Raw genomic sequence first — 12,510 nt, 5'->3', positions numbered from 1 at the left:
AAATTTTATAAAGTATGGATGCCCTATTCGTGAGCAAGATCCACTAAAACAAGGATTGAAACGAGTACAATACTCAGTGTAAATGTCTTGTATTTTATATTCGTGAGCAAGATCCACTAAAATAAGAATCAAAGATGAGTTAATACTTTCCATGATTGAGGATTGGCTTAAAAAAGATTCAGTTGAAAGCAGTTCAGGAAAATATTCCAAAAAAAGGCTGCTTCAAAAGACGGAATAATTTCACCTCTTCTTTTAAACTTTTATCTTGACCAGTTTGATAACCAGTGGGCTGAAATCGGGCTGAAGAACTTTGAAGGGGACTCAGTTGAGCATCTTGTGCGTTTTGCAGATGATTTTGTAATCCTTTCAAAGGAATGGGTTAATCCTGATAGAGTTAGGGCTATTCTGGATGTACTGGGCCTCGAATTTAACAAAAAAAAGACCTATTTTGGGACTGCAGCAAAAGGTTTTGAGTTCATAGGCTTCTATTTTCAAGAGATTGTTGATGAGAAGGGATTGGAAAGTAATATAAAAATCATACCTACTGAAGGGTCTATTGAAAAGGTAATCGAGAGCATTGAGAGCATAAAAGGTGCAGAAAAAACAAACTTTGAGGATAAAAACGAGAATATAGCGCCTGATAGGTTTATTAAAAGTATATATAAAGTTGTTGATCCGTGGGTGAACTATTACAAACATACTGAATACGCGGCTGGGCTTGAAAAAATCGAGCAGACTATTAATAAAAAGATTCAAGATTTTATTTAAATATATGTAATGTTTTTTAATTTACAAAATTAGTCTCAATAAATAAGAAAATGTATATATATTAAAACAAATAAGAATAAAATTAAAAAAGATATTTTTTAAAAATTCATTGTACTAATCATGACTATAGAAAATATTAAACTCAAAACTCTTGAAATGACCTTTGAAGGATCAGAAGAGTTCAGAGGAGACGCAAATCAGATACGTGGTTTCTTTGCGTCAAAATTCAATGAATACGATCAACTCCACAACCACAATACTGACAAGTTTTGTTACCGTTACCCTCTAGTACAGTACAAAGTTCTTGATAGAATACCGCTAGTGGTTGGCATAAATGAAGGAGCAGAAATTTTAAAAGGTTTATTCGATAAATTTGATACGGTTACTCTTCCTCACGAGGACTTTGAAATCACTGAAATGTCTCTGAGGCTTAAAAAACAGGACTTTGGCCTTACAAAAAACCTCTACTTTTACGAGTTTCTCACTCCCTGGCTTGCCCTTAATAAAGAAAACGAAGAAAAGTTCTTTGAGGTCAGAAACCCCGAAGAACAAAAGGAAATTCTCAGGAAGACGCTTGTAGGAAATTTGCTTTCCATGTCAAAAGCTTTTGGGTATACGGTTCCTGATACCATAAAATGCGATGTTGATGTGGAAATCAGACGGTCAAAGTACAAACAAATGGATTTTACTTCTTTTACAGGCGGTTTTATAGCTAATTTTTTGATTCCGGATTTTGTGGGAGTGGGGAAGGGGGTTGCGAAGGGGTTTGGGACTGTGAGGAAAATTCAATTTTGACTGTTTTAATTTATAGCTTTTAAAAGGAGGATTCAAACTTTGGATAAGAAAATTGCAACAAAAAATGAGTCTGACAAATTTGCTGAGTATAGAAGTGATTACCTGTTTCTGCTGATCGGTACAAATCCTTTACCAAATTATGTTGCTTATCACTTACTCGCAAAGCCATCTTCCCATATTATCTTTATCCATACTTCTAAAACAGACAAAATCGCAAATAATCTTATCACAGTACTTAATATTCCTTCAGAAAGGTGGACTAAAATTCCTGTGAATGAATCAGACTCCAGAGATATATACAAAAAAATAACTGAATACTCAAAAGGGAAACAAAAACTTGGGCTAAACTATACTGGTGGAACAAAGGCTATGGCAGTAAATGCATATAAGGCCGTTCTAGATGCAGATCAAGATTCTGTTTTTAGTTATCTCGATGCTCGTAGCCTGGAACTAGTAATAGATGAGAGAGATTCTTCATCAAAAAGAATTCCTGCAAGTCCATCTATCAAATCATCAATTGAAGAACTCTTTTCTTTGCATGGGTACAAAATAGATAATAAAAGAGAAGTATTTATGCCTGAGATTTGTGAAGTTTTGGCAAATGATCTATTTGTAGAATTTCGGAAATGGTGTGACGAAAAATTAAGGTCCAAAGACTTGGGCAAAATACTGAACAAAAGCAAACTGAAAACTGTAATTTTGCCTGTTGTTCCACCATTTGAAATTTTGGCTAATTTTTGGGAAGGTTGCAGCACCTTAGGGGAACTAGCAAAAAAATGGAAAACAAATGTTGAGAATTTGGCTAACTGGCTTGATGGTAATTGGTTGGAAGACTATACACTATTAGCATTTCAAGAAGTAGCTGAGGAATGTAAAATCCATGATCATATTTTAGGAGCCAAATTCAACTATAACAAATTTGAGTTAGATGTGGCTATTTTAAGAGGGTATGAATTATTCGTAGTTTCTTGTACAACTGCAAGTAAAAAAAGTATTGTAAAGCAAAAGTTATTTGAAGCTTATGTCCGCGGTCAGCAGTTAGGTGGGGATGAAGCAAAAATAGGAGTAGTATGTTTTGCATCAGACAGAAGTTCTGACGCTAGTCCTGAAATAATTAAAAAAGAAATTAAGGAAGAGTGGCATTTAGAAAACAAGTTTAGAGTATTTGGTGCGGAACAGATCCCAAATCTTCCTATTTATCTGAAAGAATGGTTGACATCTTGATATAAGAAGGTTTTTTATGACAGAATTCACAGTCACCGTCATAGATACTGTTGGGATCCAAGATTATATTTTTGGAAGCAACAACCTAAAACAGAACGTTGGGGCCTCTGGACTGGTTAATTTTGTAACCCATGAAATGGTCTATGAGGAATTGAAAAAAATTGGAACGACTAATATAGAAAATACCAATCCAGACCTAAACTCAAGAATATTAAACAGTAAAAGTATTGAGAAAGACGGTGTGGATTCGGAGCTTGTTTATTCGGGGGGAGGAAACACTGTAATTTTATTCAAGAGTCTGGATATTGCTAAAAAATTTACACGAGAATATACTAAAAAAGTTCTTTTAAAAGCACCGGGCTTACAATTGATTATCGCCCATAATAACTTTATATGGGATAAAGAAAATCTTGAGAAAACAGTAAGAGAGACTCTCCATAAAAAAATAACACACAAAAAATACAACTATATTCATTCATCCCCTCTTCTTGGAATTGGGGTAAATGCTTCTTGTCAGTATACGGGCCTTCCAGCTTCCGAGACTAGAAAAGATGATAGAAAAGAAATTAGGGTTTCGAGAGAGATATCTACAAAATTGGATTTTTTCCGTTCATCTAATGACAGACTTCGAAACAAATTTCTAAATAAGGATGAAAAAGATCTTGGTATAGGTTTTGTATATGATTTCAATGAAATCGGTTCCAAAAATGAGTCTAGTTACATTGCTGTTGTTCATATCGATGGAAATGGAATGGGAAAAAGAATTTTAGAATATTCAAAAAGACATGGGAAAGACAACCGTGAATACATAAATTCCATTCGTGCTCTTTCGGATTCAATTGAAGAAACAAGTAGTAAGGCAATCAGAACTGCCATAGTTAGGTTGCTTGAATCTCAAAAAGATGAAGATGGAAAATGCAAAATCGGAGGAGTAGTAGAGTTTCAAAATAAATTACCTTTCCGACCAATTGTTTTTGGTGGCGATGATATAACTTTTGTTTGCGATGGTCGATTGGGATTAACTCTTTCTGAATTACTGTTACGCCAATTGACATCAGATGACAAAAAGTTGAGCGATGGACATCCGATCTCCGCTAGAGCTGGGATAGCTATTGTAAAAACCCATTATCCATTTTATCAGGCTTTAAAACTGGCAAACAACTTGGCAGAATCAGCGAAGTCATATATAATGGAAATAGAAAAAATTTCTCCCTCCGAAGAAGGAAAAATTTCTGCCCTGGATTGGCACTTTGCTTCTGGTGGAGTAATTGAAAGTATTGAGAACATTAGAAAGCGGGAATATAAGATCAAATGGAAAGAAGGCTCATCAGAAGTATGTGGCAATTTAAACATGCGTCCATTACGTCTAGGGGAATCTGTTGGAATAGACTGGCGCTCCTGGAACACTTTTGAAGAAATCATTTCAAAATTCAAGGGTGAAGAATGGGAGGGTAAACATAACAAAATCATGCGCCTTAGAGAGACTTTACGTAATGGGCCCCATGAAGTTGAAAAATTCCTAAAAATATATAATGATTCGCTTCCAAAAGAACACCCACTCCCTAAAATAAAAAACAATGAAGGCTCTGACAAAACGGGCTGGGTTGATAATACTTGTACTTGCTTTGATGCAATTGAAGCTCTCGATTTTTTTGTTTGGCTTGAAGGGGGCAGAAAATGAAGACATTCTGGTTAAAGTTTACTACAAAAAGTGACTCGACTTTTGGTAGGGGAGACGGTTTAGCGGGTCTGGTAGATATAGAAGTGATGCATGACAAATACGGATTACCTTTTTTGAATGGAAGAACTCTGAAAGGCTTACTTGAAGAAGAGTGTGCAAATATCCTTTTTTCCTTAAATGAGCAAAATTATGACTTGGAATTCCAAGAAGAATTCTATATATCTTCAAAACATCTTTTAGGAAGTCCGGGAAGTAGCGATTCAGATAAAGCTATACTTCACATAAGTAATGCCACTTTGCCAGTGGATTTGAGAAAATCTGTCGCATACGAACTCGAAAAATCTCGCATCTCAATGAGATTAAGTAGTGAAGATATACTGAATTCTCTGACTTCTATTCGTCGTCAAACTTCGATTGATGAAAAATCAGGAGCACCTGAAAAGGGATCTCTACGTTCAATGAGGGTAGTGCTTAGGGAAACATCATTTGAGGCGAAATTATCATTTACAAAAGATCCATCTGGTTTGGATCTACCTTTGTTAGCAGCTTGCATAAAAGCTTTCAGGAGAGCTGGTACGGGTCGTAATCGTGGGAGGGGTAAACTTGTTGCTGTTCTTTGTGATGAAAACGGAATAAACGTTACTGAAAATTATTTTACTGTATTTTGTGAAAAGGTGATGCCATGAAAGCATTGACTTTCAATATACATTTATTAGAACCCTTATTGGTAAATGATATAAGTGGAGGGGATCCAAACAGTGCGATTGGATTTGAATTTATTCCTGGCAGTGTAATTAGAGGGGCATTGATAGGTAAGTATCTCCAAGGAAAAACGAAGAGCTCAATCGACGCGGAAGACACTGAATTTAGAGAGCTTTTTTTTGATGGAGCTGTACGCTTCTTAAATGCTTATCCTTCAAATAAAGATTATAGCCGATCTTTGCCTACTCCCTTTTCATGGCATGTAGAAAAAGGCGATCCTGATAGCATAATATATGACTTTGCCACAGAGGATTATTCTGACAACGGAGAGCATGATCTTGAAAAAAATTGGAAAATAGTTTCTGAACCTTTTTGTCATTTGTTCGAAATCGATGAGGAAGAAGGAATTATTTTATATCAACCTTCTAATCAAGTCCAAATACATATCTTTCGTGCGAATAGACAAAGAGAGACTCCTGGAGAAAGTACAATTTTTCGTTATCAAGCATTGGAAGCTGGTCAAGATTTCTCCAGCGTTATATTAGCTGAGAATGAATTATGTTTAGAAAAGATTAAAAATTTATTAACAGAAGAAGTAGTCTTTAATTTTGGGAAATCACATCTTGCAGGCTATGGACATGTAAAGATCAATAACATAAACAGTTGTGATAATTGGGAAGAATATTCTCCTGTTGGCAACGAGGAAAACAATACAGTAGTAATTACTCTTTTAAGTGATACTCTTATCCGTGATAAGAATACTGGGGCTTATAGTACAAATCTTAATTTCGTTTTAGGAATGGACTCTAAGTCCCTTAAAAAAGCCTTTGTAAGCACGCGGATAAGAGGAGGTTTCAATAATACTTGGAATCTCCCCCTTCCTCAGATTTTGGCTATTCGAGCGGGCAGTGTATTTGTTTACGAAAAAAGTCCAGAATTGCTTGATCGGTTAGAAACACTTAAGATTATTGGTATTGGAGAAAAAAGAGAAGAAGGGTATGGACGAATTGCTGTCAATTGGCACCAAGTAAATGGAATTAAAGCAGAAAAGTGGGAGTTTAAAGAATCTACTTTACCTTACGAAATAAAAGATCCAGATAGCTTGTGCTTGGCTAAAAGAATTGTTAGCAGGATGACTAAAGAAAAGCTGGATCGAGATTTAATCAAGGCAGTTAACAAATTGGAAATAACAAAAGAATCCATCCCAAAAAAATCTCAGTTGTCCCGCATGCGCGTGATAGTTCGTCGATCTTTGAGTGAGGATGATTTGTCCATAGTTACAGGTCACCTAGATAAAATGAAAAAAACTGCAAGTGATCAGTTTCAAAATGCCCAGATCGAAAGAAAATCACTGGAACAGTGGATTAAGGAATTTGCAGCAAATCCACAAAGTGTTTGGGATGCACTTCAAGTTAATAAAAATAACTTACCCTCATTAGGAAATATAAAATCAGATTTAAATGATAATCTGGCTCGTGAATACACTGCTCGTCTAATTGATGCAGTTCTTTACAAAGCATCCAAGGAGGTAAACAATGGATAATTCTCATTGGTTGAAAAGTCGAGAGATTGTAGAGAGAATCATTATCCGTGGAAGCCTTATCTTGGAAACACCAACATATTTTGGCGCAGGTGACCACGATGGACTAGTGGATATCCCATTAGCAGTGGATCCATTAGAAGGTAAGACTCTTTTGACTGGCGCGTCTTTAACCGGTGCTTTGCGAAGTTATTTGAGGGAATATGAACACGGTTATGGACAACAAGGTGACAAAAAATCACTATACATGAACCTATTCGGTAATCAGGAAGACAATGAAGGTGAACAAAGTCTACTTATTGTTAATGATTCGTTGGGTGAAAAACCAAAAGTAGAATTGAGAGACGGAGTAAAAATCGATAATAAGACTCGAACAGCAAAAGATAAACACAAATTTGATTTTGAACTGATTGAAGCAGGTACTTGTTTCCTTATCGAAATGGAACTATTGCTCCCGAAAGAAGATACAAGAAAAGAAAAACTACTTCTTGGTCTGGCTATTGCTTTAAAAGGATTGGAAAAGGGAGAAATATCTTTAGGTTTTCGTAAGAGAAGAGGTTTTGGTAGCTGTAAGATAAAAGAATGGAATGTCTGCCGCTACAACTTAACAACTCCTAAAGGGCTAATTAATTGGCTGAATGAGGATCTGAAGGAGGAAAAGCGTGGTCAGAACATTTTAACTTTACTAGGCATTAATGAAAGTAACCTCATTGATAAAAGATACATTTTCACAATGAATGCCACTTTTTCTCTTGATGGTTCCATGATCATTAGGTCAGGGTATGATAAAGCCGATGCTCCCGATATGGTTCATCTTCATTCAAACCGAAATGGAGAGTCAATTCCTGTTTTAAGTGGTACCAGCTTGGCGGGTTCATTAAGAGCAAGAGCATTTCGTATTGCAAAAACTATTGGGAGCGAAGAAAAAGCCAGCGAAATGATAAACAGATTATTTGGTTCAGAAATCAAATCTCCTGCAGATAAAGCTTCTGCAAGTCAGCTAATAACAACTGAAAACGAAATCACAAATCCCTTGAACCTTGTACAACAACGTATCAAGATTGACCGTTTCACTGGTAGCTCTCTCCCTACAGCACTTTTTGATGAACAACCAATTTTTGAGCAGAAGGGAACAAACGTTAAATTTAAAGTACAGATCCAAAAACCAGAAAATGCTCAAATAGGACTCTTACTACTCCTGCTGAAAGATTTATGGACCGGTGATTTACCATTAGGTGGTGAAGCAAGTGTGGGAAGAGGACGTCTGCGTGGACTAAATGCAAAACTAACATATAAAGAAAGTTTTGACATACAACATGTATGGGAAATCAATAAAAAAAATAACGGAAAGATAGAAATTGTAGGTGACAGGGATAGGCTTGAAAATTATGTAAGTGATTTTATTGGAGGCATTGCAGCATGAAACCAAAGATCTTGAATCTAAAGTATAAAATCCTCCCGCTAAGTTTTCCTGCTGATTTTGGAGGCAATATAACAGCATGGTTTGAGGAACAGGCTAAAGCTTATGATCTTAAGTGGTTATTAGTTCATGCTGACGATGGAGTAATATGGGGTGAATTGAGAGATGATAAAATTCACCTGTCATCTAAATTATTTGGACCTGCACTGAGAGCAAAAACCCTTCAGATGGCAAGGCTATTTGGAACTACTGGAGAATTATTCATTTGGAAAACTGATTATTGTAGCTGGCAAGCCCGCTTGGTGATTGACAATCAAGGACAAGATATAGAATATTTTGATGAGACTATGCTTTTATGGGGTACCAGATTGGAGAATAGCAATGATGGTTTTTTTTTGTGGGAACATGGATCTGAAGGATTACGGCATTCTCCCCCAGTTGATATAAAAGAGGACTTGAAGCTTAAGGTACGTCATTATATAAATTACGATGACGATGGTCAGGCCTATATACAATTCAGTCGACTGGTAGGTATTAGAGCGGATACTATAAAAGGGGTGGTTTAATGTTACCAAAACATTCAAATCCTACAAAAAAACGCTTTGACAGAAATGCTAAAAAATCTTTTTGGGCATATGCTCCTTACAACTTTATACCTTTACCAGATAAATTGGTGACAGTTACTGAATTATCAGATCAAGATTCATACACAAATAATACTGGTTACATAAAATGTACCATGAAAACTGAGTCTCCCTTGTATGTCCGCTGTCCTATGACCCCTTCTTTTTTTAGTAAATACGGAGATAAAAAATTTTATGAGTTGGATGATGATCAGAAAAATGAATGTGCCCATTTCTTTTACCGTGAGCAGAAAAATTGTCCAGTAATTCCCGGTAGTAGCTTACGCGGAATGATTAGATCGTTGGTGGAGATTGTAGGATATGGAAAAATGCAGTGGGTAACAGATGATACAAAGGTGACATATAGGGCTGTTGCATCTTCACAAAATGACCCGCTAAGTGAACCTTATAAAAATATACTGGGAAAATCCGGTAATAAAGTAAATGCAGGATATCTGATAAAACATAGAAACGAGTGGTGGGTAAAGCCCGCTAAAAGACCTTTAGAACTTGGATTTCCAGATAGAACTGCATATTTGAAAATTAAAGAAAAAAATATTCCCGACAATGCTATTAATGGTTTTAAAAAACTTAATGATAATCAATATAAACCTCAGTACCATGAAATCAGCTTTAATGTGGATATATTAGAAAGTAAAAAAGGGAATAAATACACTTATATTAAGGATTTAGGTTCTCCCGGAAATGGAAAATACAAAGGTTTCCTTGTGTGTTCCGGAAATATGCTAGAAACAAATAACGAGATACAATCTAATCGAAATAGTCATTCTATTATTTTGGAGAAGAATGAAGAAGCAGAAGAGATAAAAATTAATGAGCAAACAATAAAAAACTATATTTCTGGGCTTACACCTTTTCAAAAAGAACCGCCTTTTAATGACATTCGAGGTTGTTTAGTCGAAGAGCGTCCAGTATTTTATGTTGAGAGAAAGGGAGAGGTTTTCTTCTTTGGTCATTGTCCAAATTTTAGAGTTCCTGCTATATTTCCTCAAAAGACAAATATTACTAGCCCAGTTGATTTCGTACCTGAGTACCTTAGATCAGAAAATAAGGCAGATATTGCTGAAGCTATTTTTGGGTATATGCATGGAAAATCAGATTCAAGAGCTGGGAGAGTATTTTTTACAGATGCAAGAGTTGAATATGCAAGTGAAGGTATTTGGTTTGATGAGAAGATGGTTACACCAAAAGTTCTTGCAACTCCAAGCCCAACAACCTTTCAACATTACCTAGTTCAAGATTCACGTAGAGCCCATAATCCAGATAAAAAGGAAAAATTAGCTTACTACGCCACTCCTTCTCCAGATGAAACCGTGATTCGTGGTCATAAGATGTATTGGCATAAAGGCGAAGTAAAATTAGAAGATATAAAAGAATTAGATAAAAATATTAAAAAGTCGCCTACACAGTATACGAGAATTAAACCGATAAAATCAGGAGTTACTTTTTCATTCCGCATCTATTTTGAAAACTTAAGGGATTTTGAATTGGGTGCTTTATTGTGGGCTTTGACACTTCCTGGAGAAGAAGGCAAAGAATATCGCCATTCAATAGGAATGGGAAAACCCTTTGGGATGGGTGCAGTTAAGATAGAACCTAAGCTTTATGAATCAAAAAGGGACGAGAGATATCACAAGTTGTTTGATGGGGATTCATGGCATGAAGCTGTGCATAAAGTACCCGAAAAATCGAAAACGGAATTAATTCAAACTTTTGAGAAATACATAATGGATTATATTGATGAAGAAGAAAATCAGCTTAACAAAGTTGAGAGGATAAAAATGCTTCTTAAAATGATGGAATGGAAGGGACCTAACACTGATTTAACGAGGTATCTTCAGATCACTCCTATTAATGAATATAAAGAACGTCCAGTGTTACCTGATCCGTTTAATATCAACCCACCTTAAAAGGCGCGAATTAGATCCAAAAATTTTGTCAAAGCTTGATATTCTAATACATCGTTCCTTTCAGGCTTGGAAATTAGATTTTTAGTAAATGATTACCTTATGTAACCCTAAGTTTTATTTTTAATAGTTTACCACTAACAATGTTCATAGCTACAGATGATTCAAGGCTGGAAGGAGCTGTCACTGTAGAGAGACGTATAGCCGGCTATGAGATCAGCTATAAAGCATTTATATAAAATTATATTTTTTATTGAGAAATAACTTCCACAAAAATACCAAAACCAAAACCTAAAATAACCTCCCAAAGTCATTACTTAACAAAGTGAACCCCATGACCACCAACCTCGAAACCCCAGAATGTTGTCCTCGATTTGACCCCGCCCCTGGGATGGGAAATTGCTTTAATAAAATTGCTTAAATGAAAAAATAAAAGGTTCATCAAGGATTCAGCTACCACGCAATTTAGTGTGCCTCTTAACTTTAGAAAGATAATAAAATTAAGGCATTTTTGAAAAATTAATGGTTGTGCGAAAATTCCAAATCTTATAAACTCTATAAGGAACAATGCTGTGGATTTTTTTCAGATTAGTGCGAGAGGTGTATTAGAATGCACGAATTTTTACAAAACTAAGCCCCTCAAACTAGCACTTTTGACCTAACTTTTGCTATAACTAGAGCTTAATGCCTGATATGTTGTTCTCATGTTAAAAAAGTAAAAAAAGAATCAATTTTCTTCAGGAATATGCACAATAACCGTAAGTTCCTGCCCTTCTAAATCTTTTCCCACGGAAGATAAGTGACCTTGTGGCCCAAACTGACAAATAAACACCTTATCTTCAGAATTAAACGATAAATTGTCCAGGTCTCTGTGACCTACTATAACTGTCGCTTGAAGTCCCGCAAAATTCACGCGACGAAAAACGGGATATCCACGTTTATCGACAGTGCAATATTCAATAATATCTTTTTTTCCCGGCTTAAGGGACATAACGCAAGGTATAATCATTTTAACTGTTTTTCCTGGGCGCTTAGGTTCTCTCATATGTCTAATTTTGACTTTGCATATTTAAAACTTAAGTAAGACAAATGAAATTCATATTAAGCAAATTTGTGTAATGCAATTGTTTGAACTAACCCGTTATTAGCCATGATGACGTAAAGTTTATATAATTTACGTCTATATTTTATATTGTAGTAACATAAAATGAGCGCAACCAAAGCATACAAAAGAATTAGTAACAGTCAAAACAATCTAAAAAGCTTGGTAGAATAAGCATGACGAAAGACCAAATTAAAGCGATTTTGAACAACATGAAATAGGAGGGATGAAAATTGTACATAAAAACTTTCTGTGCCCATTGTGGAAAAACTAACTTGCACAACGTAGCAGTTAGCTGTGAAAAAACTTCCAGTATTTTAAACGGGAAATTATTCTCACGCTCTACCATTAAAGGAGTGGAAGTAAGAGAAACAGTAACAGAAGAAATTTTAATGAAATCAGTTTTGAAAACGCTGAGAGAGCATAAAAAATTACATATGAGTAAAGAGGAACTTGCTGATACTCTCAAAAATATATTTGGGATCTCAAGTGAGTTGTCCTGCGAGATTGCTGAAAAAATACAAAGAGAAAATGAAGTACTGGAAGCTGATTTTAAATCTAACATAAAAGCTATTAAAAAAACAAATAAAAAACAAACGTCAAAAGAAGTAACATGAAAATTACTGTCAGGAAAATGATTTTATTTTTTAGGCTCTTCGTCATTTCAGATGGGTAGTTTGAAATCTAACTTTCCTAATTTTAGATAGATCATAGTAATAAAATACTG

11 protein-coding genes are annotated in these 12,510 nt (G+C 35.4%); 10 read left to right on the top strand and 1 reads right to left on the bottom strand.

All coding sequences use genetic code 11. The features are described 5' to 3' along the window. Window positions 1-201 precede the first annotated feature (201 nt). The 9 genes from ASJ81_RS04385 to ASJ81_RS04345 all read left to right on the top strand — a co-directional run bounded on the left by ASJ81_RS04385 (window position 202) and on the right by ASJ81_RS04345 (window position 10,684). Window positions 202-768 (top strand): reverse transcriptase domain-containing protein, encoded by a 567-nt coding sequence (locus tag ASJ81_RS04385; RefSeq protein ID WP_338037353.1) that lies wholly within the window; start codon window positions 202-204, stop codon window positions 766-768. A gap of 120 nt (window positions 769-888) precedes the next feature. Then, on the top strand, window positions 889-1,563 hold the full coding sequence (locus ASJ81_RS04380; RefSeq protein ID WP_095643423.1) for a CRISPR-associated endonuclease Cas6: 675 nt from the start codon (window positions 889-891) through the stop codon (window positions 1,561-1,563). A 39-nt stretch (window positions 1,564-1,602) separates the two neighbouring features. Then, window positions 1,603-2,787, top strand: coding sequence for a hypothetical protein (locus tag ASJ81_RS04375; RefSeq protein ID WP_095643422.1), 1,185 nt, complete (start codon window positions 1,603-1,605; stop codon window positions 2,785-2,787). A 16-nt stretch (window positions 2,788-2,803) separates the two neighbouring features. Continuing rightward, window positions 2,804-4,468, top strand: coding sequence for a Cas10/Cmr2 second palm domain-containing protein (locus ASJ81_RS04370; protein ID WP_095643421.1), 1,665 nt, complete (start codon window positions 2,804-2,806; stop codon window positions 4,466-4,468). Continuing rightward, window positions 4,465-5,154: an RAMP superfamily CRISPR-associated protein gene (locus ASJ81_RS04365; RefSeq protein WP_095643420.1), complete on the top strand. Its 690-nt coding sequence runs from the start codon at window positions 4,465-4,467 to the stop codon at window positions 5,152-5,154. The genes ASJ81_RS04370 and ASJ81_RS04365 overlap by 4 nt, the downstream gene beginning before the upstream one ends. Further along, complete coding sequence (locus ASJ81_RS04360) at window positions 5,151-6,713, top strand: hypothetical protein (RefSeq protein ID WP_095643419.1); 1,563 nt, start codon at window positions 5,151-5,153, stop codon at window positions 6,711-6,713. The genes ASJ81_RS04365 and ASJ81_RS04360 overlap by 4 nt, the downstream gene beginning before the upstream one ends. Beyond that, window positions 6,706-8,133: an RAMP superfamily CRISPR-associated protein gene (locus tag ASJ81_RS04355; RefSeq protein ID WP_095643418.1), complete on the top strand. Its 1,428-nt coding sequence runs from the start codon at window positions 6,706-6,708 to the stop codon at window positions 8,131-8,133. The genes ASJ81_RS04360 and ASJ81_RS04355 overlap by 8 nt, the downstream gene beginning before the upstream one ends. Beyond that, window positions 8,130-8,696: a type III-D CRISPR-associated protein Csx19 gene (gene csx19 / locus ASJ81_RS04350; protein WP_095643417.1), complete on the top strand. Its 567-nt coding sequence runs from the start codon at window positions 8,130-8,132 to the stop codon at window positions 8,694-8,696. Before ASJ81_RS04355 ends, csx19 begins: the two co-directional genes overlap by 4 nt. Continuing rightward, the gene (locus ASJ81_RS04345) at window positions 8,696-10,684 is read left to right on the top strand and encodes a TIGR03986 family type III CRISPR-associated RAMP protein (protein ID WP_095643416.1); all 1,989 of its coding nucleotides are present in this window, start codon (window positions 8,696-8,698) and stop codon (window positions 10,682-10,684) included. The genes csx19 and ASJ81_RS04345 overlap by 1 nt, the downstream gene beginning before the upstream one ends. A 724-nt stretch (window positions 10,685-11,408) precedes the next feature. Here the strand turns inward: ASJ81_RS04345 and ASJ81_RS04340 are convergent. Continuing rightward, window positions 11,409-11,726 carry a hypothetical protein gene (locus ASJ81_RS04340; protein WP_212556025.1) on the bottom strand — a complete coding sequence of 106 codons (318 nt, stop codon included), beginning with the start codon at window positions 11,724-11,726 and terminating at the stop codon, window positions 11,409-11,411. A gap of 290 nt (window positions 11,727-12,016) precedes the next feature. Here ASJ81_RS04340 and ASJ81_RS04335 point away from each other — a divergent pair, with 290 nt between their 5' ends. Next, a complete protein-coding gene (locus ASJ81_RS04335; RefSeq protein WP_095643414.1) occupies window positions 12,017-12,400 on the top strand; it encodes a hypothetical protein in 384 nt (127 codons plus the stop codon). The last annotated feature ends 110 nt before the right edge of the window (window positions 12,401-12,510 follow it).

It is taken from the genome of Methanosarcina spelaei (assembly GCF_002287235.1).
Classification (GTDB): domain Archaea; phylum Halobacteriota; class Methanosarcinia; order Methanosarcinales; family Methanosarcinaceae; genus Methanosarcina; species Methanosarcina spelaei.
This window is presented reverse-complemented; position numbering and strand designations above follow the sequence as displayed.

Bases quoted from the DNA above. Each gene is read 5' to 3' on its own strand.
- ASJ81_RS04380 (WP_095643423.1), top strand. From the start codon at position 889: ATGACTATAGAAAATATTAAACTCAAAACTCTTGAAATGACCTTTGAA.
- ASJ81_RS04360 (WP_095643419.1), top strand. From the start codon at position 5,151: ATGAAAGCATTGACTTTCAATATACATTTATTAGAACCCTTATTGGTA.
- ASJ81_RS04365 (WP_095643420.1), top strand. From the start codon at position 4,465: ATGAAGACATTCTGGTTAAAGTTTACTACAAAAAGTGACTCGACTTTT.
- ASJ81_RS04345 (WP_095643416.1), top strand. From the start codon at position 8,696: ATGTTACCAAAACATTCAAATCCTACAAAAAAACGCTTTGACAGAAAT.
- ASJ81_RS04355 (WP_095643418.1), top strand. From the start codon at position 6,706: ATGGATAATTCTCATTGGTTGAAAAGTCGAGAGATTGTAGAGAGAATC.
- csx19 (WP_095643417.1), top strand. From the start codon at position 8,130: ATGAAACCAAAGATCTTGAATCTAAAGTATAAAATCCTCCCGCTAAGT.
- ASJ81_RS04340 (WP_212556025.1), bottom strand. From the start codon at position 11,726: ATGAGAGAACCTAAGCGCCCAGGAAAAACAGTTAAAATGATTATACCT.
- ASJ81_RS04370 (WP_095643421.1), top strand. From the start codon at position 2,804: ATGACAGAATTCACAGTCACCGTCATAGATACTGTTGGGATCCAAGAT.